The sequence below is a fragment of the Sphingobacterium sp. NPDC055346 genome (genome assembly GCF_053645235.1).
On sequence record NZ_JBSHMI010000005.1, the window covers coordinates 187,860 to 209,015 of the forward strand.

General features: G+C 45.3%; 25 protein-coding genes. 18 read left to right on the plus strand and 7 right to left on the minus strand.

Annotated elements, in window-relative coordinates; all coding sequences use genetic code 11:
• Positions 1–169: 169 nt before the first annotated feature.
• The 7 genes from ACWICE_RS11820 to ACWICE_RS11850 all read left to right on the plus strand — a co-directional run bounded on the left by ACWICE_RS11820 (position 170) and on the right by ACWICE_RS11850 (position 6,460).
• Positions 170–634, plus strand: coding sequence for a DUF6088 family protein (locus tag ACWICE_RS11820; RefSeq protein ID WP_093099403.1), 465 nt, complete (start codon positions 170–172; stop codon positions 632–634).
• A 118-nt stretch (positions 635–752) separates the two neighbouring features.
• Positions 753–1,004 carry a hypothetical protein gene (locus tag ACWICE_RS11825; protein WP_454298477.1) on the plus strand — a complete coding sequence of 84 codons (252 nt, stop codon included), beginning with the start codon at positions 753–755 and terminating at the stop codon, positions 1,002–1,004.
• A gap of 532 nt (positions 1,005–1,536) precedes the next feature.
• Positions 1,537–1,956: a lysozyme gene (locus ACWICE_RS11830; RefSeq protein ID WP_454298478.1), complete on the plus strand. Its 420-nt coding sequence runs from the start codon at positions 1,537–1,539 to the stop codon at positions 1,954–1,956.
• Between the two features lie 351 nt (positions 1,957–2,307).
• A complete protein-coding gene (locus ACWICE_RS11835; protein ID WP_313366825.1) occupies positions 2,308–2,802 on the plus strand; it encodes a hypothetical protein in 495 nt (164 codons plus the stop codon).
• 1,656 nt (positions 2,803–4,458) lie between these two features.
• Positions 4,459–5,520, plus strand: a complete 1,062-nt coding sequence (locus ACWICE_RS11840; protein ID WP_093099397.1) for a fatty acid desaturase family protein — start codon at positions 4,459–4,461, stop codon at positions 5,518–5,520.
• A 274-nt stretch (positions 5,521–5,794) separates the two neighbouring features.
• A complete protein-coding gene (locus ACWICE_RS11845) occupies positions 5,795–5,986 on the plus strand; it encodes a cold-shock protein (protein ID WP_185213127.1) in 192 nt (63 codons plus the stop codon).
• A 252-nt stretch (positions 5,987–6,238) separates the two neighbouring features.
• Entirely contained in the window at positions 6,239–6,460 is a 222-nt protein-coding gene (locus tag ACWICE_RS11850; protein ID WP_093099393.1) for a hypothetical protein, read from the plus strand.
• A gap of 238 nt (positions 6,461–6,698) precedes the next feature.
• On the opposite strand, the gene ACWICE_RS11855 is transcribed toward ACWICE_RS11850, so the two are convergent.
• On the minus strand, positions 6,699–6,956 hold the full coding sequence (locus tag ACWICE_RS11855) for a hypothetical protein (RefSeq protein WP_454298479.1): 258 nt from the start codon (positions 6,954–6,956) through the stop codon (positions 6,699–6,701).
• Between the two features lie 98 nt (positions 6,957–7,054).
• Here ACWICE_RS11855 and ACWICE_RS11860 point away from each other — a divergent pair, with 98 nt between their 5' ends.
• Both ACWICE_RS11860 and ACWICE_RS11865 read left to right on the plus strand, forming a co-directional pair.
• The gene (locus tag ACWICE_RS11860; RefSeq protein WP_157739574.1) at positions 7,055–7,231 is read left to right on the plus strand and encodes a hypothetical protein; all 177 of its coding nucleotides are present in this window, start codon (positions 7,055–7,057) and stop codon (positions 7,229–7,231) included.
• Between the two features lie 57 nt (positions 7,232–7,288).
• Positions 7,289–7,609 carry a hypothetical protein gene (locus tag ACWICE_RS11865; protein ID WP_454298480.1) on the plus strand — a complete coding sequence of 107 codons (321 nt, stop codon included), beginning with the start codon at positions 7,289–7,291 and terminating at the stop codon, positions 7,607–7,609.
• Between the two features lie 32 nt (positions 7,610–7,641).
• Here the strand turns inward: ACWICE_RS11865 and ACWICE_RS11870 are convergent, their stop codons facing one another.
• The 6 genes from ACWICE_RS11870 to ACWICE_RS11895 all read right to left on the minus strand — a co-directional run bounded on the left by ACWICE_RS11870 (position 7,642) and on the right by ACWICE_RS11895 (position 13,264).
• Positions 7,642–7,932, minus strand: a complete 291-nt coding sequence (locus tag ACWICE_RS11870; RefSeq protein WP_093099387.1) for a hypothetical protein — start codon at positions 7,930–7,932, stop codon at positions 7,642–7,644.
• Between the two features lie 84 nt (positions 7,933–8,016).
• A complete protein-coding gene (locus tag ACWICE_RS11875) occupies positions 8,017–8,400 on the minus strand; it encodes a hypothetical protein (RefSeq protein ID WP_093099385.1) in 384 nt (127 codons plus the stop codon).
• 511 nt (positions 8,401–8,911) lie between these two features.
• Positions 8,912–10,885: a conjugal transfer protein MobC gene (gene mobC / locus ACWICE_RS11880; protein WP_454298481.1), complete on the minus strand. Its 1,974-nt coding sequence runs from the start codon at positions 10,883–10,885 to the stop codon at positions 8,912–8,914.
• Between the two features lie 19 nt (positions 10,886–10,904).
• Positions 10,905–11,993, minus strand: coding sequence for a relaxase/mobilization nuclease domain-containing protein (locus ACWICE_RS11885; protein WP_454290934.1), 1,089 nt, complete (start codon positions 11,991–11,993; stop codon positions 10,905–10,907).
• Positions 11,981–12,337: a hypothetical protein gene (locus tag ACWICE_RS11890; protein WP_454290935.1), complete on the minus strand. Its 357-nt coding sequence runs from the start codon at positions 12,335–12,337 to the stop codon at positions 11,981–11,983. Before ACWICE_RS11890 ends, ACWICE_RS11885 begins: the two co-directional genes overlap by 13 nt.
• Positions 12,338–12,355: 18 nt before the next feature.
• Positions 12,356–13,264, minus strand: coding sequence for a toprim domain-containing protein (locus tag ACWICE_RS11895; protein WP_185217459.1), 909 nt, complete (start codon positions 13,262–13,264; stop codon positions 12,356–12,358).
• A gap of 302 nt (positions 13,265–13,566) precedes the next feature.
• Between ACWICE_RS11895 and ACWICE_RS11900 the strand changes: the two genes are divergently transcribed.
• The 9 genes from ACWICE_RS11900 to traK all read left to right on the plus strand — a co-directional run bounded on the left by ACWICE_RS11900 (position 13,567) and on the right by traK (position 21,154).
• Positions 13,567–14,013: a hypothetical protein gene (locus ACWICE_RS11900; RefSeq protein ID WP_185213121.1), complete on the plus strand. Its 447-nt coding sequence runs from the start codon at positions 13,567–13,569 to the stop codon at positions 14,011–14,013.
• Positions 14,014–14,203: 190 nt separating this feature from the next.
• A complete protein-coding gene (locus ACWICE_RS11905) occupies positions 14,204–14,485 on the plus strand; it encodes a DUF4134 domain-containing protein (protein WP_236736539.1) in 282 nt (93 codons plus the stop codon).
• Positions 14,486–14,487: 2 nt separating this feature from the next.
• Complete coding sequence (locus ACWICE_RS11910) at positions 14,488–14,829, plus strand: DUF4133 domain-containing protein (protein WP_454290937.1); 342 nt, start codon at positions 14,488–14,490, stop codon at positions 14,827–14,829.
• Positions 14,820–17,297 (plus strand): TraG family conjugative transposon ATPase, encoded by a 2,478-nt coding sequence (locus ACWICE_RS11915; protein ID WP_454298482.1) that lies wholly within the window; start codon positions 14,820–14,822, stop codon positions 17,295–17,297. The genes ACWICE_RS11910 and ACWICE_RS11915 overlap by 10 nt, the downstream gene beginning before the upstream one ends.
• 5 nt (positions 17,298–17,302) lie before the next feature.
• Positions 17,303–17,986, plus strand: coding sequence for a conjugal transfer protein TraI (locus ACWICE_RS11920; RefSeq protein WP_454298483.1), 684 nt, complete (start codon positions 17,303–17,305; stop codon positions 17,984–17,986).
• 5 nt (positions 17,987–17,991) lie between these two features.
• Complete coding sequence (locus tag ACWICE_RS11925; RefSeq protein WP_454290939.1) at positions 17,992–18,657, plus strand: hypothetical protein; 666 nt, start codon at positions 17,992–17,994, stop codon at positions 18,655–18,657.
• Complete coding sequence (locus ACWICE_RS11930) at positions 18,654–19,304, plus strand: TerB family tellurite resistance protein (RefSeq protein ID WP_185213116.1); 651 nt, start codon at positions 18,654–18,656, stop codon at positions 19,302–19,304. Before ACWICE_RS11925 ends, ACWICE_RS11930 begins: the two co-directional genes overlap by 4 nt.
• 12 nt (positions 19,305–19,316) lie before the next feature.
• Positions 19,317–20,516 (plus strand): conjugative transposon protein TraJ, encoded by a 1,200-nt coding sequence (traJ, locus tag ACWICE_RS11935; protein WP_312695762.1) that lies wholly within the window; start codon positions 19,317–19,319, stop codon positions 20,514–20,516.
• Between the two features lie 29 nt (positions 20,517–20,545).
• Positions 20,546–21,154, plus strand: coding sequence for a conjugative transposon protein TraK (traK, locus tag ACWICE_RS11940; RefSeq protein WP_454290940.1), 609 nt, complete (start codon positions 20,546–20,548; stop codon positions 21,152–21,154).
• Positions 21,155–21,156: the final 2 nt, after the last annotated feature.

Genomic DNA, 21,156 nt, shown 5'->3' on the forward strand with positions numbered 1-21,156 from the left:
CTGAGAAATACTTTTAATCTTTTCTACTTGAGGAATAACTGGATTTATATTTTATTTCAAATCACTTCTATAAACTATATAATTCATGCACGGGTAAAAATATTTATTTTGTCCAGTTTTTTTAATAAATAACTGGACTTTTATTTTTTTTGAATAAAATTAAAATGTTTTGAAAGTAACTGATATAGTGTTAAATAAAGTTGGCAGACTTCCTGTTGATTATGTTTTTACCTATAAGGATTTTAATGTGCCGGGGAGCAATAAGGAATCCGTTATCAAAGCATTGAATATACTTTTGTCTAAAGGAAAGATTAATAAGATATCAAAAGGGAGATTTTATAAACCTGAGAAGTCTTTTTTTGGAGAATTACTCCCGGCACAGACGCAGGTAGTAAAGGATCTGTTAGAGGAAAACGGTAAGATCGTAGGCTATTTAACCGGGCTCAGTGTTTTTAATACCTTTGGGTTAACCACGCAGGTCAGTAATATCATCCAGATAGGAAAAAATAACGTTAGACCAAGCTTTAAAAGGGAGCGTCATTCCATTGGTTTTATAAAACAGCTGAACTTAATCAACAGGGAGAACATACCTTATTTACAGATATTGGACTGTATTAAATTTCTCAAGTTATAGAACAAACTACAAAGCACGCTATGCGGCCGTTGTACGATACAGGCACATTGATTTACCACTAGGGTCTGTACAATAACAGTTACACAGATTTTCAAATGGAATGGGTAATAAAAGAACTATGATGAACAGAGAGAAAGTAGCGGTAAAATGTAACACTTGGTATGAGTGGGGTGCTGTAAGAATTTTAAATAATTCCGACTGCATGATTAAGGTGTTAATGAAGGATGATGCTTTCATTATAACTGGATCTGATTATAGTGGAAGAAGGTTAATAGATAAGCCTAATGCAAATGAATACCAAGTAATCGATTTTAAAGACTATATAAAATCAGTTAAAGCGGGATATATTCATAATTCCTTGAGGGTTTAAATTGCAGAAAAGCCCAATAGGCACTAAACCATTGGGCTAAAAATCGAGTAACGAAATGTGTGGTGTCGTATACGAAATAAAGGTAGGAAATAAAATCCACAGACCCCTATTTCGGTAGGGGCATAAAAAAGGCCCAGCGATATGGATAACTGGGCCACCTGATATGTAAACCCTTTGAGAGGTCTGCATGTTGCGATGGGCAAGATAGGCAATAAAAACAAGAAACCCAACGGCCACTACTCCATTGGGTTCCAAAAACTACTCATTTACCTTTTAACTTTTATCCAAAGTTAATTGGAATATTGTTAAAAAAAAGCCCAGTCTTGTGAAACTGGGCCAGAAAATGAAAAACCTTCTAATTGGGATTGAAGGGTTTAATGAAGATACACATTAAAAACAAAAAACCCAACAGCGGGAGGGTTGCCATTGGGTCATGAATATATAATAGAATTAATGTTCTTAAAGATAGTGAATAAATACAAAAAAGCCCAACAGCGCATATACCGTTGGGCAATTAATTGAGAATGGAAGTGTGTGTGTTGGTATAAATATAATAAAGAAACATGTAAACAGGAGAAAAAGGATTGGCATTAATCAAGAGCTTGAGGGATTCTACCCAAAGCCATATAGGGACCCGATAGGGATTCCTACCATTGGTTATGGCTTCACGTACTATCTGCCCGATTGGCGCAAGGTAACGATGCAGGACAGGCCATTGGCGGAGTACCAGGCCACATGCATGCTACAGGAAATATTGAAGGGATATGAGAACGATGTTCTTCGGTTGGTAAAGGTACCATTAACACAGAACCAGTTCGATGCCTTTGTGAGCTTAACCTTCAATCTGGGGGCTACAAACCTTGGTAAGTCTACACTGTTGCGAAAGCTCAATGTAAACCCAAACGATCCTTCCATCCGTGATGAGTTCGCAAAATGGAACAAGGCCGGGTGAAAGGTATTTGCAGGATTGGTTAGAAGGAGAAAAGCAGAAGCGGATTTATATTTCAGTAAATAAGGGGATGATACCAAAAGTTGATGAAGGAACAGCTAAGGCAGCGAATAAATATTCCATTGGTATTTATAGTGTTTGTCCTGTCTTCAATCCTATCCATAGCGATTGACAGAATTTTCTTTAAAGAGGATAGTAGGAACGATGACTGCCAGGAACAGGTGCAGTATTTAAGGGAGAGGGTTGAAAAACTAGAAATTCAAGTGGATGACTTTACAAAAATCATCTTGTTTAAAAATGCTCAAATTGACAATCGCGACTTGGCTTTGGATTCTTTGAAAAGAGAGGTAGTGAATGAAAAAGAATGTAGGAATTATTTTTTTATGCGGGATAATAGTTATCCTTCTCATAAAGATTTTTTGGTTTCCGAACAGTGGTAAAACTAAAGTTGAACTACCTCAAGAAGCTAAAGAGGCCGTCAATGCAGAGGTGACAAAGATCACCAAGAAGATAGATGAAAACGGAATGGAACACGCTATTATTAGTGATAAGGAAAATGTTATACAATCGTTCTATGAATTAGATGACAGCACAAAGATAAGGCTTGACAGTGTTACCAAACTTTTGGGCATAGAGCGAAAACAGTTCAAGGAATGGAGGCATTACAATACTTCAATTTCTGCAAAGGATTTGCCGGCATTCAAAACAGATACGGGATTCTACTATAAAGACAAATACTCGCACATCGAATTTATCAAAGGAAAGGAAAGCTTAAGCAAAGAGAAATTTAACTTCTCATACAATGCAGAAATCAACTATCAGAATATTACAAAAAGGATTGGTTTTTAGGGCGCAAGAAGCATTATGTTGATTTTTGGATAGCTGACACAAGGGCAACTGTAAACGGTGTCAAAAGGGTTAAAATACAGCCTAAACAGGATAATGTTAAAGTTGATGTCAATGCATCTGGATTCTATACCGATAGATTGAATTTAGGTGTAGATGGGGGCGTAACCATTGGGCGTACTCGTTTGGGTGGTAACTATTATTATGACATGGTAGATAGACAATGGAAGCCGTTGGTAAGTGTTAAACTTAGATTGTTGGAGTTTTAAAAGAAAATAATTATGTTTATATAAACTAATTATTAAATATTTATGGAAAATCCAATTGATTTAAAAGAAGCTTTATATGGTAAAAATATGGCTACTTTCTTAAACCATTTTGAAGAATCGGCTAATGATTTTCAAAAAAAAGCACCAACATTGGTTTGATGAAAATTCTAAAGATGGTGAAGTAGACAATGTGCATAAGCACTATCTCTTGCAATGGACTAATTATAGTATTGGATTCGGCTTTTTAAAATCATCCAATATGCCAGATGAAATGCAAAAAGAATTGCATGAAATTTTTACCAAAATGACCGATAAGGAAAATAAATGATAAACATAGCCACTCTAACCAGTGGCTTTTTTATTGAAAAGAAATCCCCAATCTAAACATAAGATCGGGGATATTGAGATGAAATTTTATGGAAAAACTAATTAGCAGCCCGTTAAAACATCCCCTGACACATGGTGTCAGGGGATGTTTCAAATATATATCGATAGGTGAATCTCCCTTCAAATTTAATAAGGGTAGGATTTCAGGTCAAGTGTTTTAAGAATTTTTAACAGTTTCATAAAAGAGATTCAACCTGTCATAGCTTGGGCATTTCTCAATTTCCTTTTACCAGTTGTCACAGTCCCTGTACTGTTTTGCCAGGAACCTCTCGGCATAGCACACTACCATGTGCGGAGCTATCCTGATGTTGTCCTCATATTGCCTGTTCAGTAATTCTCTCCTTAATTCATCTAATGTCATCCGGCAAAAATAAAAAATCCCCTCAAAATTGTCGAATGAGTGGATTTTTTATGGTAACTGGATATAAAAGATACTAAACCTATAATATCAACAGATGCTACCCTCCGTTTATCCAATTATGATGAATTAACAATCGAGTTTCAAAATGGTCTTAAGAATTCCCCGAGACCATGACGAAACGGGGAATCCCAATTTAGTAAACCACTATATTAATTGTTCTTATACATCGAACATACGAGATTGATAATAGTTTGAAAAAAATCCCCAGTAACTACGAAAATACTGGCAAATATCAATGCAAAAACCTGGGTATTGCGGGCACCCTACTTCATAGGAACAAACCAATAGGAGAATTGGATAAAAAAACCGCCTACCATAATAAGATAGACGGCCTGGGGTTTTTAATATAAATATTACTTGTTTGCAATGTCCAAATAACCGATAAGATAATTTTGTTTGGGATACTATTCCACTTTTTTAATAATCCAATTGGAATCCTTGGATTGTACGAACTTGTTTTAGAAATCTATGTCAAGTTTATGGTAATTATTATTTAGATATTAAATTTTGGGAGGAATCAAATATTTTTTATTTTAGATGCTGGTTTAGATAATAAGAACTAATCTGCATTGTGCAAGAGGAATGAGTACCAAAATAAAATTTTCTAAGGAAAACACGTCCTTTTCTAGGACGCTTAAAAATAAAATCAACGAATATTTCATTAAGAATAAGTTAAAGAAGTCAGGCAATAGAAAATTGACGATTAAAGCGATTCTGCTCCTTTCCAGTTTAGTAGTGATATATATAACTTTGATATTTATCCAGCCACATTGGTTGATAGGGATCATTCTGTGCATGTTATTGGGTGTAAATCTGGCCGCAATCGGATTTAACATCATGCATGATGCCGGCCATAATACCTTTTCAGAAAACAGGCATATTAATTCCGTACTGTCATACACCCTGAACCTTTTGGGAGGCAATATTTACCTTTGGAAGCTGAAGCACAACATTGCACATCATACCTATACCAATATAGATGGCGAGGACCATGATATCGAGATCAAATTCATGCGCATCCATCACGACCAGCCCATAAGGAAGCACCATCGGTTTCAGCATCTCTATTTTATTCTGCTCTATTCGATTTCTTATCTTGCTTGGATCTTTTATCAGGATTATGAAAAGTTTTTTAGGCAAAGATTAAGCCTCCATTCTTCAAAAATTCTGATCCCCAGGAAGGAAAAGGTAATTTTCTGGATCAGCAAGTTACTCCACATAGTTGTTTTTATTATTGTACCGATCATCTTTGTGGGTTTTATACCTACTCTCATAGGGTTATTGGTTGCAAGTATGGTATGTGGGATATGTTTGGCTACGGTCTTCCAACTTGCCCATGTAGTGTCAATTACCGATTTCAAGACCATTGAAAACCACAGGGTGGAGGACGAATGGATGGTGCACCAGCTCCAATCGACTTCGAACTTTGCAACAGACAGTACATTCCTGACATGGTTGTTGGGCGGGCTTAATTTCCAGGTAGAGCATCACCTTTTCCCGAAAATAAGCCATATCCATTATCCTGAACTGAACAGGATCGTCAAAACGACATGCAAGGAGTATGGGATCATATACAATGAATACCCAACTTTTTGGGCGGCATTTAACTCGCATTTTAAGGTTATTAGATCAATGCGAAAATAAAATTAGGATTATAATTAATTTTTGTTACCTTTGATTATAATCAGGCTCTGCCTACGCTTTCTGAAACCGATCAGTTAATCTATCTTTTTTAGTTTCGCATTTTCAGCTGCTAATTTGTTACCATCTAAACGATGCAGAAACTATTTGAGATTGGACTCCTTCAACCTCTTTTACAAAACATCCTTTCCTTGTCGACAGAATGATTATTGAAACGTTAGGTTTCAAAAGGAACGGCCATAGGCCCCAACAGATTTTTTAATTAATTTTTATTACAATGCAAGAAGGAAAAGTAAAATTCTTCAACAACACCAAGGGTTTTGGGTTTATTACACCAAATGATGGCGGACAGGACCTTTTCGTACACAGTACGGGCTTAAGGGAAAACATTAGAGAAAATGACGATGTTATTTTTGATGTTGAACGCGGACAGAAAGGAATGAACGCCATAAATGTTCGTGTAGCTTAAAAATACTCCATTTGTTAATAATTGTTTGGCTTTAACTTATGTTAAGGCCATTTTTTTTAAAAACAAAGCTATCAAGCTGTATGTGTTAATCAAGAGTGAAAAAGTTATTCAAAAATATTTCAGGAACTGCTCTCGGACACATCCCCAATGCAATATTTTCCTTCATACAATAACCTTTTTGCAGTTTAAGCACGTTTTGGATTTGTATTTGTAATATATGATAAATTATTTATAGGTAGTTTTGGCTTATATATGAAAAAGAAAGAACGACAACAAAATAAAAAGGATATATCAATAAAAACCCAATTTAAGGAGCCAAATAAAAAATTCCTAAAACACCTTCAGGCACAGGCAAATAAAATGTCAGAGCTCCTAGGTGAAAAACAGGGAGAACAGTTTATGAAGGACTCTTTAAAAGAATGGCCGCGACTTTTAGAAAGAGAATTGAAAATTCTTAAAAAGTCGAAAGATTAGAAAACCAAATATTCAATTATAGATTTATTCGATCAAGAATATTTTGATTATGGTTAATAAATCCAAAAGTTGCGATACAAAAAAACTGCGTTGATCTGCAGATTCCCCTTTCAAAATACTCCCTTTTCTGTCTTAGGGGATCATTCAAATACATGAATATAGTTAAGTGTTGAAGGGGAAAGTATTGGTTCATCATCGTGAATGAGACGATGTAAACTTTAGTTATGTAATCATTAAATCATCCGCCAGTATAAACATCTGGATACAAACCCAAATTATGGACTTCCTCACCAATTTTTATTAGCCACTGTTTGCCATCCACGGTGTACATGGTCCACATTTCGCCCTCGATTTCCTTTATATTTGAGTCGGAGAAATAGAAGGGTTCGCCTTCCATTGTAACAGGGAAAGTAATTTTTTTCCTGTTGGTCTCTATTCCCCCGCGCAATAAACTTTTCGCAGTTGAGAGTACGGTATCTATTGGAATCTTTTTCATGTATGATAAACAATTAATTAAGGTATTTGTGTCGAAATAAATTAATTTAAAATAAATCGAAACAATTTTATCTTATATTGTTCTATATAATAAAGGAAATGAATGAATATTCAAAATTAGATGTAAGGGCTTTTGTAAGTAGATATGCTGTTTGGATAGCAAGGACAAGGTCTAAAGAAGAAGCTATCGAATACGCTGAAAAGGTACTAAAGGATAATCCAATAATCCTAAACCTCGTTTTAGGGGATATCCAGGAAGTGGTAGATAAGAAATAGGGTTTATTTAGTTGATGCGCTTGATGCGTTTACTAAAAATATTAGTAATTTTGTTCCGTGTCAGCACCAGCATGGATAAACAGGAACAAGCAAACTCCCAGTGACGTTGTCTCTTTCATTAAGACAGCGAGGGTAAACGGTTGCTGGATATTCCATGAGAGGCGCCAGAGATTCTATACTCCGGACGAATTTGAAGAGAATTGGGAAAAGGTAGTTCACTCAGACGGCAAGGTCAATAACTTCAAGGAATTCAAGATCGTTAACCCTATGTATGCAGTACGCTTGTGTGCAAGATGGGTAGATATAGCCAATCAAAGGCAGCAGGAGATCCTAAAGAAGCTGGAAGGGTATAATGGGGAGTTTAAGAGAAATGCCTAACCAATCAAGATAGATCGAATTCTATGATGTATTTATTGGAGTCCCAGTTTATTACGATTGTAAATATCATTCTTAATTCTCTCAGTAACTTTTTCGATTTGACGGTCAATAACCATATTTATGGCTTCTTTTACAACGTACATCTTATGGATATATAGGTCTGATTTAAAGAATCCACTTATGATATATACATCAGTGCCAATTGGCCATCCCTCATTAATGTGGACGCTGGCATCTGCAAAGGAGTGGTTAATATGATAAGTATCAAATAATGTCTTCAATACTGGTTCAAGTTTATCATAGATATAATCATTCCTGGTCATGTCCTATAGGTTTTACGTTAATGTAAACATTTTGGCCACCTAAAGTTAGGAAAGGAAAATGAGAAAGCCTAACGGTGGGTTAGGCTATAGAACATCCTTTTGGGTCGGAGAAGGTGGCGTGTAAGAAACTGTTACTGTTTCTAGATATCTACTTGTTTCATGAGATGCCTTTATTGAAAAATCATTTAGAGACCAAATGTATAATTTTTCATTATCCCTAATTGTAGGGTCTCCATATTTCTGCTGTATATTTTTATAAGTTTTTACCCAAACCGCTGTTTGATTTTCTTTGGTCCTTTCCTTTACGACAGGAGTGAATATGTACTTGATTTCAACAAGTTTGTTTTTTGCAAAAATATATTCCATTTCACAATTCAGATCAGTTATATCAAGTGAGTAAGTTAAATCTCCATTGTATTCTCTGACTAATTTTGATGTTTCTATTTTTTTTACTTCTTCTGCTTTCATTCCCCATGAAGTATTACGTAACTGAGAAAATGAGGAAAGAGAAAATAGAAGTAATAATGTTGACAATGCAATTTTCATAATTTCTATAGTTTGGTTATATCAAATATAGTAAAAAAGCCTAACGGTTGGTTAGGCTTGAATGAGTTAATTGATATCGACTTTATACATAAAAATCAAGGAATCTTCTTCTTGAATTTCAGGATAAACCGTAGTTTCACAGGTATTCTTTTCTAAAAAAAATCCGTCATACCTAGGAAAGATTGTTGTACTTTAGAGGAATCAAGCATTTATATAATTCCGCTGGGAAAACCCATCGGAATAAAACAGGAAGGACAGGATGCTAAGCAGAAGGAATTCTCTCATGGCGGGTAAATAAAGGTTTCTGGACCTAAATTTAAGGAATATTGAAATAATTTCCATTAACGGTCCGACAATTTGCGGTCCGTTGCCAGGAATTTCGACAGCGCCGCCTCTCAGGCATGTGCACAGGGATATAGGCCTGGTAACGGGGTCATTTCCCGGAGATGACCAGGTGCCTTGTGGTGGGATCGGAAATCAGCCTGTCCATTTCCGAGTATGTGATGTCCTGGATGTCGCGTTTGATCTGCTGATAGTTCTTGGAGACTATCCCTTCGTTGGGCCTGGTGAGCTCCTGGGCACCCCGGTAACTGGATTCTTCCCTGGCGATCTCACGGTGGTTGTTTATTATCTTGCCATGGAAGGCCTTGAGGGACACCGGCATCTTGGGCTCGTCCGCCACCATTCCCACAAATTCCCCGGAGGAAAGGCTCGAGATCACCGATGGTGGGATTGCCGAATCTAGCTGACTGGACAGACCGATGGACGTGTCGCTGGAATTTATCGATAGGCTCTGCCTGTCCTGCATGATCTTCCCAAACCTTTCGGAAAGCTGTTTTGCAGTCTCCCCTGAGACCTGTCCGCTGATCACGTTTCCCACTATGTTCAATATGACGTCGGCCTGGTCCCTGCCATAGTCCTTTCGGAGCTGGGAAATGTCCTGCACGCAAAGACTGGTGGCCACTTTGTTGCTCCTGGCCGTAGCGATCAGGCTATCAATATTGTTCAGGTAGATGGTCGGGAACTCATCGAAGATAAGGCTGCACTTGAGCATCCCCTTTCTGTTGACCTGCTTGATCAAACGGTTTACGAAAAGCGATATCACGGCCCCATAGATCTGGACCTTCTGGGGATTGTTGCCCATGCAGACTATCTTTGGCGATTCGGGGTTGTTGATGTCAAGGCTGAAATCGTTCCCCGAAAGAACGTAGTAGAGCTGGGGCGAGGACAGTCGGGCCAGGGCGATCTTTGCCGAGGCGACCTGGCCTTCGAGCTGTTCCATGACATTGTTCAGGTAGGCATTGACAAAGGGGTTTATCAGTACCTGGATCTCCTCTTGGCTCCGCAGCAGGGAGAACAGCCTGTCATAGTCCTGCTGCATGAGCTCAATTACGTGCGGAAGGGTGCAGAACTCTCCGTTACGGTAGCACCTGAGGTACCAGATCACGGCGGTCAAGAGGTTGATAGCTGATTCCACGAAGAAATCACCCTGCCGCTTTACCCATTCCCTGTTCAGGCCCAACAGAATGGTCCTGGCAGATTCCGCTGCATCGGTGATGTCGCTCATTGCCGAGGGTTCCAGGGGATTGCACCTGTGGGTCCTGGAGAGGTTGTCAAAGTCAATACGGAAGAAGCTCATTTTCTTTCCTCCCCTTAACCAGTGATGGTATGCTATTTTGGAGAGATCATCGTACTTAAAGTCGTACACCAGCATGGAAAAACCTTTTTTAATGTGCTGGGAGATGATATGGCGGATTACGTAATATGATTTGCCCGATCCGGGGTTTCCCAGGACCAGGGTCGCCCTGAATGGATTGATTATGTTGATCCAGCCCGTTCTCCTTCGGTCACCTAAACGGTACTGGTAGGGAAGGTTGATGGAATATTCGTTTTCCAGCAGGTCCTCCTGTTGGGGAAAGGTCTGGTTCCGCAGGTTGAATATGTCCTGGCCTGACAGACCGGTCCAGAGTATCCGGGCAATGGTGGTCATCCCCTTGATAACGGCCAGGACGCCCGCCGTGCTCAGCACATAGTATACCGACAGTACCGCAGGGGTGGCACCTAACAGGCGGAAAATGAGGCCGCTGGAGAAAAAAAGGCAGATTCCCGAGAGCAGCCAGGCAAATGCTCCGGTAAGATGGAACCGGGTGCCCTTCTTTCCCCTGGTTCCCACCATGGAAACGAGCAGGAACAATAGGCAAAAGAACTTGCAGCGGTTAAAGGTGTCCAGGAGCCCCGTGCCCGCAATGGAGTTCAGGATCCTATCGGTCAAGGGCCAGCTCATACCTATCCTGCTGAACCAGTGATAACCCACATGGTAGAAGTGCAGAACGAGCAAGGACACGGCAATCAGCCTGCCCATGTCCGATATTTTTTTCAGTGCCTGTATATTTTCGGTATTGTTCATTTCGGTTGGGATTTGGGTATCATAGTTTAAGTGACCAGTGCGTGGGAACTTTGTGTTTTTTTACCGAGGTGGATTCCTCCCGCTGGCCCATCCGGAGGGCGCTGATGTCTAGGCCCAGCCTGTTCTCGTGGAGCGCGCACCGCATCAGGTGGTCGACCACCACGATCTCGCAGGGACCCTTGGGCTTACCGGGTGACTCGACAAGTTCGATCCCCTGTCTCCGGAGCCGATCTGCAAGAGAGTTTTCCCTATTTCCGGAATTCTCCAGTTCCCGCTGCAGGATGGTGCGTATACGTGAACGGGAGGTAAGTGCCCCTGGGGAGTCCTTCAGGCTGTATGGGTTGGGGGAACGGAGTCCGGGCGAGAGGTGGGAGCCGGGGATCCCTTTGCTTATGGCCCTTTGGCATTTGTCGGTCATGTAGTAGATCAGGCCTTTTTTCGCTTCGCCCGGACAGTCCCTGGGGCTCAGCGCAAGTATATTGAAAGGCCTTAGCAGGGCGTTCCATTCCTGTAAATCTGAAAAGCTATATGTTTCCTGGAGATAGAGCAATATGTCACGGAGAGCCTTTGTGAGGGGCTGACCGGCCTGGAGGAGCTCTTTCCTGGGCAAGGGACGCTCCTGCTGGTCACGTGTATATCCCATTGCGCTGACCAGTCCGAAATCATCTTCCAGTCGTTTTGCAGCGGGGAAGGAAAGCCGCTGCCCCAGCCTGTGCGTATAGATTTGGCTCCCATCGCTGCGTATGTTCGTTGATACGATGTGCAAATGGGGGTGGAAGGTGTCCGTATGCCTATATACCAAAAAGGGCTGATGTCCAAACCCAATAAGGTCCATATAGCGTTCGGCAATCTCGCTGAACTGGGCATTGGAGAGCCTTCCGTCAAGAGGGTGGAACCCAAGGATGGCGTGCAGGCAGGGAAGCTTGATGTTTGCATTGAGCGTACACCGGTTGACCATGTACCATTTCTTCTGCCTGGAGCTAAGGTCCACTGAGGAAAGTGGCATGTTGGCTGCCAGTAGGCACTCTGCTATCCCAGAGGATACCTTGTTCTCGTGGTAGGCGATTATCCTGGATACGTCCGCCAGATCGTGGGTCAGGGCAACCATAACGAGAGGAGTTTTTTTACCAATGAGGTCTGCTTTCGCATCTCCAGGTCGATCCGATCCGTGATTTCCAATAGATATGCCCTCTCCGGACTTTCCTTTAGCGCATGGGCCAGCTGGGCCCTGGCACTCTCCAGGCATCTCCTGGACCGCGAGATCTCCTCGAGGATGTCGTCCTGTGAACGGTTCCGGAACGTGGTGACGATCTTGCGGGAATAGAGCCTCTTTCTGAGGTAAAGTGCCATGTTCGGGCAGGTGCTGTTCTCTTTCCGTTTCTGCAGTTCGTCATACTCCTCCTGCGTGAAATTGATTGTGATGGCCTTGGTGCGCAACTGATCGCTTGTCATATCGAGTGGTCTATGGGGTTATCTGGATATTCTGCGGGCCTGGGCAGGTGCCGCCAACCTCCCCGGATTCATGGCCCAGTCATTAAGGTCCTTGTGGTTCTTGTACAGGATGCTCTGGTCCCTGTACCTATCGTCCAGGGACAGGGCGTACATGGTCAGCTCGGACCCTGCCCTGTCACGGTCCAGGTATAGGGAGATCTGCTGGTGTGTTTCCATTTTTTCCCTTGCCCTTTCGAAGAAGGATACGGAGTTGAGGACCATGAAGTCCACCCTTGATTCGTCTATTTCCGGATGTAGGGTCCTGAATGTCAGGAAATCCATGAAACCCTCAAAGACCAGGATCTCGCTGCTGCCCGTCCCATGGCTTGAGATGTCCTTGGGTGAGCTGCCCAATTTATAATCGGGGCTACGGATCTCAAAGCCTCCTCCATCATTGGGAAACCCTATTCCCAGGTACCTGTTCCCCGATATTTCATAATTTATCTCCCGACAGTACCTGTCGGCCATATGTACGGAAACCCTGCGTTCCTGGATGTACCGGAGCAGCGAGTCGGACCTCAGGGACCTCTGCTCGACTATTTTGATCCCGCTCTCGGGCCGGGCCGGCCGTTGGCGCAAGGCCCTTGTTGAGGTCATCGTGACCGGTGATCCGTTCCTGAACCCTGCTAGGAATTCGGAAAGGCTGCAGTTTTGGTAGAGGATGGCAAAATCTATCAGGTTCCCTCCCCGGCCCATACCATGGTCGTACCACCTGTTGATCCTGCGGTTCACCTTAAAGGAGGGGACGGTCTCGTCCCGAAGCGGGGAGAGGTACCAAAAATCATTGTTCCGGATCTTAGAGGGTTCATGGCCAAGGTTAGCCAGGTAGCTCACCAGGTCCATGTCCCGGATTTCCTGTAGGGAAACATTCCTTCTGTTGTCTTCCATGTCCAAGTTGTTTTTAGTGTTGGCAAAATAATCCTTCGGTCCAAAGGTAATCGGTCGGGGTCCAGAAAACCCCTCCTGAAAAAAATCGTAGGTAGGTCAGAACATTAATGTTGCGTCCAGTGGTATCCAGGGGGCTGAAATGCGGAAAACGGTATGTAACGCCCCCCCCAGGGTACAACCTGGGTACAGCCAATAGTTGTACTTGTGCCAAAAAATCCTTCCATCTTATTTTGTGGAACAATTGGGCTGCTGTCCGCATAGAAGGGACGGCCCCGTGTTATAAACCATTTAAAGGAGAAAAAATGTTAGAAAAGCTGACGTGGTCGCAGGTCCTGCTCCCACTTATGATCGCCCTGGCCATATATTATGGATGGGCCCTATCGAGCCTTTACGGGAAGAGATTTCTGGGCCGGTCCAAAAGGGGTAATGGATTTTCAAGCCTTCAAAGGGAGAGCAGGGACATCCTGCATATCGGTTCGCGCGAAAGCTCCGAGGATGGCCCGGGTAGCGATCACGAGCTCTCCGAGGAATTCCTTGAGCAGCTGCGCCTTTACCTTGTGCCATATCGCAACTCGGAAGGCCGGCCGGAAATCCAATGGGATTCCCTGCGTGACCTGTTGGAAAAGTTCAATCCCACCAAGGACTGGGCGCGCCATGGAAGCCTGATTGAGGCGCTCCTCGTTGAGCTGGCAAACTTCGGTGTCCAGGTCCCCGAATCGACAGTAAGGGAGAGGATAGGTCAATTGTAGAATAAGTTGAGAGTTGGCCTGTGCTCCCGGAACCTGCATGGTGAAAACACCTTCTTTATATTGTATCACAGGTGTCACGGGACCACAAGCCATCCTTTCAATAACATAAAAAATTATTTGTTTCATGAAAAAAGCTATAGAAATGGTCCATAGCGCGACCATAGGGTTGAACCTGCGTGCAGGTGCAGTGATGTTGGCTGTCTATTCCCTGGTCCCTGGAATCTGCCTTGGCCAGGATGGAAATGCCGGAATCGAAGCGGCAAATTCCCAGATAAGGAGTTATTTTGGTGCCGGTACCCAGCTCATGTACGGTGTCGGTGCACTCTTGGGGCTCATCGGAGCGGTCAAGGTATTCCAGAAATGGAACAATGGAGATCCCGATACGGGAAAGGTAGCCGCTGCCTGGTTCGGGAGCTGTGTTTTCCTTGTGGTGGTAACAACCGTAATCGAATCGTTTTTTGGAATCAGTTGACCATGGGAAATTCAATATACAGGATCCATAGGGATATCAACAGGCCAATCGAGTTCCATGGGCTCCAGTCCCAGTACATCGGCTTGCTTGCCCTGGGATTCGTTCTTTTGCTGGGGCTGTTCCTGGTACTGTACTATTCGGGGACACCCAGGATCATGAGCCTTTCTGGTCTTGTCCTGATTGGCCTCGCCTGGACCGCCCAGGTCCAAAAATGGAGCAAGCGATATGGACGTCATGGTCTTCTAAAGTCGTATGCGCGGAGAAAACTGCCGAGCTCAGTCCGTTTGAGGGACAGAAGGACCTTTATCTTCATCAAGCCTTTGGAGGGAAAGAAATGGACATAGACTTCAACTTGGCCTTCCCCCTGCTGGACATTGAGCACGACTGCATCCTTAGCAAGATGGGCGACCTCACCCTTGTCTTTCGCGCCAAAATGCCGGAGATATTCAGTTTATCGGACGCAGAGTTCGAGACGTTCCACCAGAGCTGGATAAGTGCCATCAAGGCCCTGCCCAAGGGCAGCATCCTGCATAAACAGGACTGGTTCGAGAAAAAACGCTACCGAGCGGGCCTTGGGGACCTGGAAGCAGGTTTCCTGGAAAGGGCAAGCGAGCTCCACTTTAACGAAAGGAGCTACCTTGACCATCAATGCTATATCATGTTGACCAAACCGCCCGCACACAGGAAGGGGGCGAGCAGCCTTTTCTCTAGCTTGGTACGGGGAAACCTGGTGCCGCAGGAAACCATTGAAGCGGAAGCCCTGAAGGGATTTCTTGGGGCCTGCGGACAGTTCCAGAGGATCTTGGAGGATTCCGGCCTGGTCCGGCTTACTAGGGTGCCCGAAGGTGAGCTAAAGAGCTCCGGCGTCCGAACGGGCCTGATCGAACGTTATTTTGGCCTGGGAGACGGACAGGGCCCTCCTGTGATCAGGGATATTGATTTTTCCAATGGGATCAAGGTCGGGGACCGCCACTGCCAGCTGTTTACCCTGAGCGATGCCCAGGATCTCCCCCCGCTGAGCGGGAGCAGGCTTGACTACGAGAGGTACTCCACGGAAAGGACGCGCTTCAGTGTGGGGTTCAGCTCTCCCTTGGGACTGCTTCTCAACTGCGACCACGTCTATAACCAGTACATAATGGTGTCCGACAAGCAGGAGGCTATCAAGCGGTTGGAGCGCAAGCGCCTGAGACTTCAGTCCCTATCGGCATACAGCCGAGCGAACAGGGTTGCCAGGGATTCCACAGAAGATTTCCTGCATGAGGCACTCACGCAGCAACGCCTGCCCGTAAGGGCACATTTCAACGTCCTTGCCTGGACGTGTGACCATAAGGAGCTCCCTTCACTCGTGAACATGGTTACCTCGGCCATGTCCAAGATGGGCGCACTTTGCAAGCACGAAAGCGTAGGTGCACCACAGATCTTCTGGGCCGGTGTCCCCGGTAATGCGGCCGACCTTCCGGTAAACGAGACCTTTGAGACCTTTGCAGAACAGGCGAGCTGCTTTCTCAACCTGGAGACCGGCAGCGAGACTTCAATTAGCCCAACCGGGATCCGGCTCGGAGAACGCCTTTCGGGAAGGCCTCTCCATGTGGATATCTCCGATGAGCCGATCCTCAAGGGGATATGTACCAACCGCAATAAATTTGTCCTTGGACCTACAGGGAGCGGAAAATCCTTCTTTACCAACCACATGCTACGCAGTTACCACCAACAGGGCAGCCATGTTGTACTGGTGGATGTCGGGCACAGTTACCGTGGATTGTGCCAATTGGTCGGAGGAAGATATTTTACCTATAGCGATGAGCATCCAGTGAGTTTCAACCCTTTCTTCATCAGTCAGGGAGATAACCTGGATACCGAGAAAAAGGAAAGCATCAAGACCCTTCTCCTTGCCCTTTGGAAAAGGGATGACGAGGCCTTCAGGCGTTCGGAATACGTCGCACTCTCCAATGCCATCTCAGGTTACTTCGGATACCTGGCGGCGGGAACTGAGATATGGCCATGTTTTGACAGTTTCTATGAGTATCTACGGGACCTGTACGTACCCTCTCTGCGGGAAGAGGGGGTCAGGCAGAGCGACTTTGACATCGAAAACTTCCTATATGTGCTCAGGCCATTCTATAGAGGGGGCGAATTTGATTACCTGCTCAATTCCCGTGAGGAGCTCAACCTTCTCGAGGAGAGGTTCATAGTCTTTGAGCTGGACAGCATCAAGGAGCATCCCATCCTTTTTCCAGTGGTAACCATCATCATCATGGAGGTCTTCATAGGCAAGATGAGAAAACTGGAAGGGGTCCGAAAGGTCATCCTGATCGAGGAAGCCTGGAAGGCGTTGATGAAGGAAGGTTTCGCCCAGTACATTAAATACCTATTCAAGACGGTGCGCAAATTCTTCGGTGAGGCAATCGTGGTAACCCAGGATATCGAGGATATCATATCCTCACCCATTGTCAAACAGGCCATAGTCAATAACAGCGACTGCAAAATCCTGTTGGACCAGCGGAAGTTCCTGAACAGGTTCGACCAGGTCCAGCAGTTGTTAGGCCTGACAGACAAGGAAAAGGCGATGGTGCTCTCGGTTAACCGGGACAACGATCCCGCCCAGAAATATAAGGAAGTTTTCATTTCACTGGGAGGTGTCCATTCCAGGGTATACCGTACCCAAGTGTCCCTGGAGGAATACCTATGCTATACAACAGAGGAATCGGAACGGGTGAAACTATCGGAATATACCCGACGACAGCAGGGGGACCTTTCCCGGGCAATTGCCGATATGGCAAGGGACATCCGGAGCGGATTAATTAAAATATGAGGACGATGAAAAGATATACCAGAAAATGTATAGCCCTTACGGTGGTGATCCTTGCGGTTGGCGGCTTTCTTCGCACAAACGCCCAGATCGGACTGGCCGAGGTCATCAGGGCAGGTATAAAACGGGTGGTACGAGCAGTGGACCTAAAGGTACAGAGGTTACAGAACCGTACCATCTGGCTACAGAACGCACAGAAGGTACTGGAGAATTCCCTGAGCAGGCTAAGGCTACAGGAAATTTCCGAATGGACCCAGAGACATACCGAGCAATACCAAGGCCATTACCAACAGTTTAGCAAGGTCAGGTCCGCCATTGCCAATTTCCAGCAGGTCCGCCAGATGATTCGGCTCCAATTAGGACTGGTCAGGGAATACCAAAGGGTCTGGGAGCTTTTGAAAGGGGATCCGGTGTTCAGCTCAGAAGAGATCGGTCATATGGAGAAGGTCTATGCTGGGATCCTGGACAGGAGTATCTCCAACCTAGATCAGATCCGAACGGTAATGATGTCCTTTCACCTGGCCATGACCGATAGGCAGCGAATGGAACTCATCAACAATGTAGGTAGCGACATTTACAGGAACTATATGGACCTGGTGGGTTTCAACCGACAGAATCTAATCCTTAGGACCCAGAGGGCCGGAGAAAGGGGACGGATCGAGAATATCAAAAAACTGTATAATTTACAATAGCTCATATGAAAGAGACGAAAATATCCATTTGGTTATTTGGGGTGCTTTCCCTGCTTGCCCAAAACGGCAGTTGCCAAACCCTCAGGGAGTGGATCCACCAAAAAAAGGTACAGAAGGAATACCTCACCCAGCAGCTTACCGCCCAGCGGGCTTATTTGGACCTTCTGGAGGATGGCTCACGGCTACTCCGGACAGGCTGGGGAAATATCCAGGGATCCAGGAGCAGGGAACTTGACCTTCACGGGCTGTTCTTCAGTTCCCGTGGCATTGTCAGTCCGGGCCTGAGGGAACATCCGCTGGTCCCAGAGATCCTTGGCATGCATTACAGCATCCTGTTGCACTATCGGCAGGTAAATGGGCTTTTTCGGTCGACCGATATGTTCTCTGCCCAGGAGGAGCATTTGATGGACAGGGCATACTCGGGGATTCTGGCAAAATGTGATGGGGTACTTGAGGATCTGGGTGCCCTTCTGGTAAACGATCGGCTCCAGATGGATGATTTCCAGCGGATGTACCGGATCCGGGGAATTTATGACCAGATGCTGGAGCTCCTGGCAACCTCGAAGGGATGGCTGGATGATTCATACACCACTTCCAGGATCAGGGAACGCATGCGATCGGAGGTGAGCTCCGGTCAACAGCTCTTTGGACCCATAAAATCTGAAAAATGAAAAAACATTGGCTCATGTTACTAATATCCCTTTGCCTGTCCATTCCAGCAAAAAGGCTGTTCGGACAAAGCGCAGATGTTTCCCAGTTGGTCCTTAACGTAGAGAAATTGGCGCAATTGAAAAAAATCCTACTTCAGATGAAGCAAAGCTATTCGATTCTGTCAAAAGGTTACGGAATGGTCAGCCAGCTGTCCCAGGGGAACTTTAACCTCCACAGGGTCTTTTTGGAAGGTCTTATGGAAGCCAGCCCCTCGGTCCGGAAATACCGCAAGGTAAAGGAGGTCGTAAACATCCAGCTCCATCTGGTCTCCCTATGCAATACATCCATTAAGCGGTACCGGAATTCAGGGGCCTTTTCGATCGGCGAACTCCGCTATCTCGCCTCTGTCCAGCAAAAGGTCCTTTCGGAATCTCTGGGGAACCTAGAAGAACTTGCCGTCCTGGTAACGGGCGGACTTGTACAGATGGACGACGGGGAGCGGCTATCGGCAATCGACGGGATACACAGAAAAATGGAAGAGACCATAGGGTTCCTTCGCCGTTTCCTGGTGTCAACCGACATACTGAGGCTCCAGCGAATCCGCCATGGCAGGGACCTGGGCCAGCGGGAGAGCCTTTTCAGGACCGAACAGATGAACCCCAAATAAACAGTTAATACGATGAAGAAAAATATTAGATATGGACTGGTCTGTCTGCCTTTCCTTGGCCCCATGCAGGCCATTGGGCAGGATCACTCCGAAAATTTCACGAATTTCCACCTCGTCCTCGAACGGCTGTACGAAGAAATGATGCCCCTGTGCTCAAGCCTAATCGGAGTGGGCCAAGGCCTTGCGGGGTTTGCTGCCCTTTGGTACATTTCATATAGGGTATGGAAACATATCTCTGCGGCGGAGGCCATTGACTTCTTTCCACTTTTCCGGCCTTTTGTGATAGGTTTCTGCATCTCCATCTTTCCTTCCCTGATGGGGCTGGTGAACAGCGTCCTGTCACCCGTGGTCCAGGTTACCTCGGCCATGGTGGGCGACTCAAACCAGGCGATCTCGGAGCTCCTGAAACAAAAGCGTGAAGCTCTCGAGCGGACCGAGTTGTTCCAGATATACGTAGGTCAGGACGGAGAGGGCGATCGGAGCAAATGGTACCGGTACACCAACCAGGATGCCGATCCAGAGGCTGAGGGCTTTTGGGAAGGCCTTGGCAATGATTATAAGTTTGCCATGTCCAAGGCAGCCTACAACTTCAGGAATTCGATCAAGGAATGGATGAGCGAGGTGCTGACCGTTCTTTTCCAGGCCGCGGCCCTTTGTATAGACTGCCTACGGACCTTCCAGCTGGTTGTCCTCTCCGTCATGGGGCCCATCGTGTTCGGCCTCTCGGTCTTCGATGGTTTCCAGCACAGCCTTGTGATATGGCTTGCCCGGTACATAAACATATTCCTTTGGTTGCCGGTTGCCAATATTTTTGGGAGCCTGATCGGCATGGTCCAGCAGAATATGCTAAGACTGGACATCTCCCAGATCGAGGACGGAGGCTATACCCTTTTCTCACCTACGGACAGCGCGTACCTCATTTTCCTGATCATTGGGATCGTGGGCTATTTTGCCGTTCCCAGCATTGCCAACTATATCGTCAATGCCTCGGAGAACGGTGCTTTCGTCAGGAACGTTACCAATATCTTCCTTAGCACAACCACAAGCATTCCGACCAGGATGGTCCAACAGGCCTCCATGGCAGGAGATGCCATGGGCGATCCACCTGCAAGGAACTCGAGCAACATGGCCCAAAGGTCCCAAAGCGAACCATACTTCAAAGATCCTCCCCAGACAAGCTTTATGGAGGATAAACTGAAGGGTAACCCTTAACCATGAATATATGTACGATGTTTAGAAAGATGAAAAATATAGATTCTGCCTTTCGCTATATCAGGACTTTTACGATACTGGTAGTCCTGCTGAGCAGCTCTATAAGCTGTCTGTGCCTGTACTGGTGCTTCAGCTCGATCAGTAGGCAACAGCAAACGGTCTATGTACTTGGAAACGGCCAGGCCTTTCTGGCCAGTTCCTCCACACGGAAGGATAACCTATCGGCAGAGGCCAGGGACCACGTCCAGCGGTTCCACGAGCTCTTTTTCACGCTGGATCCCGACGACGCCTCCATACGCGAGCATACCACGAAGGCTCTCTACCTGGCAGACCAGAGTGCAAAGAAGATATATGACAATCTCAGGGAGAGGGATTTCTATTCACAGCTCGTTGCGGCAAATGTCAACCAGAGCCTCAGGGTGGACAGCATAGAGGTTGACCTTTCGGAATATCCCTACAGATTCCGTTTCTACGGCACCCAGCTGGTAACAAGACCCACAACCCAGACCACGCGCAGCCTGCTGTGCCAGGGGATGCTAAGGGAGGTCTCCAGGAGCGAAAATAACTCCCATGGACTTCTCATCGAACGGTGGGAGATCCTTGAGAACAGGGATATCAGGACACGAAACCGTAAATAACG

What these genes read in the sequence shown, in the direction of transcription:
- ACWICE_RS11825 (WP_454298477.1), top strand. Translation starts at nt 753, where the DNA reads ATGATGAACAGAGAGAAAGTAGCGGTAAAATGTAACACTTGGTATGAG.
- ACWICE_RS11835 (WP_313366825.1), top strand. Translation starts at nt 2,308, where the DNA reads ATGAAAAAGAATGTAGGAATTATTTTTTTATGCGGGATAATAGTTATC.
- ACWICE_RS11840 (WP_093099397.1), top strand. Translation starts at nt 4,459, where the DNA reads ATGAGTACCAAAATAAAATTTTCTAAGGAAAACACGTCCTTTTCTAGG.
- ACWICE_RS11845 (WP_185213127.1), top strand. Translation starts at nt 5,795, where the DNA reads ATGCAAGAAGGAAAAGTAAAATTCTTCAACAACACCAAGGGTTTTGGG.
- ACWICE_RS11850 (WP_093099393.1), top strand. Translation starts at nt 6,239, where the DNA reads ATGAAAAAGAAAGAACGACAACAAAATAAAAAGGATATATCAATAAAA.
- ACWICE_RS11855 (WP_454298479.1), bottom strand. Translation starts at nt 6,956, where the DNA reads ATGAAAAAGATTCCAATAGATACCGTACTCTCAACTGCGAAAAGTTTA.
- ACWICE_RS11860 (WP_157739574.1), top strand. Translation starts at nt 7,055, where the DNA reads ATGAATGAATATTCAAAATTAGATGTAAGGGCTTTTGTAAGTAGATAT.
- ACWICE_RS11870 (WP_093099387.1), bottom strand. Translation starts at nt 7,932, where the DNA reads ATGACCAGGAATGATTATATCTATGATAAACTTGAACCAGTATTGAAG.
- ACWICE_RS11875 (WP_093099385.1), bottom strand. Translation starts at nt 8,400, where the DNA reads ATGAAAGCAGAAGAAGTAAAAAAAATAGAAACATCAAAATTAGTCAGA.
- mobC (WP_454298481.1), bottom strand. Translation starts at nt 10,885, where the DNA reads ATGAACAATACCGAAAATATACAGGCACTGAAAAAAATATCGGACATG.
- ACWICE_RS11885 (WP_454290934.1), bottom strand. Translation starts at nt 11,993, where the DNA reads ATGGTTGCCCTGACCCACGATCTGGCGGACGTATCCAGGATAATCGCC.
- ACWICE_RS11890 (WP_454290935.1), bottom strand. Translation starts at nt 12,337, where the DNA reads ATGACAAGCGATCAGTTGCGCACCAAGGCCATCACAATCAATTTCACG.
- ACWICE_RS11895 (WP_185217459.1), bottom strand. Translation starts at nt 13,264, where the DNA reads ATGGAAGACAACAGAAGGAATGTTTCCCTACAGGAAATCCGGGACATG.
- ACWICE_RS11900 (WP_185213121.1), top strand. Translation starts at nt 13,567, where the DNA reads ATGTTAGAAAAGCTGACGTGGTCGCAGGTCCTGCTCCCACTTATGATC.
- ACWICE_RS11905 (WP_236736539.1), top strand. Translation starts at nt 14,204, where the DNA reads ATGTTGGCTGTCTATTCCCTGGTCCCTGGAATCTGCCTTGGCCAGGAT.
- ACWICE_RS11910 (WP_454290937.1), top strand. Translation starts at nt 14,488, where the DNA reads ATGGGAAATTCAATATACAGGATCCATAGGGATATCAACAGGCCAATC.
- ACWICE_RS11915 (WP_454298482.1), top strand. Translation starts at nt 14,820, where the DNA reads ATGGACATAGACTTCAACTTGGCCTTCCCCCTGCTGGACATTGAGCAC.
- ACWICE_RS11920 (WP_454298483.1), top strand. Translation starts at nt 17,303, where the DNA reads ATGAAAAGATATACCAGAAAATGTATAGCCCTTACGGTGGTGATCCTT.
- ACWICE_RS11925 (WP_454290939.1), top strand. Translation starts at nt 17,992, where the DNA reads ATGAAAGAGACGAAAATATCCATTTGGTTATTTGGGGTGCTTTCCCTG.
- ACWICE_RS11930 (WP_185213116.1), top strand. Translation starts at nt 18,654, where the DNA reads ATGAAAAAACATTGGCTCATGTTACTAATATCCCTTTGCCTGTCCATT.
- traJ (WP_312695762.1), top strand. Translation starts at nt 19,317, where the DNA reads ATGAAGAAAAATATTAGATATGGACTGGTCTGTCTGCCTTTCCTTGGC.
- traK (WP_454290940.1), top strand. Translation starts at nt 20,546, where the DNA reads ATGAAAAATATAGATTCTGCCTTTCGCTATATCAGGACTTTTACGATA.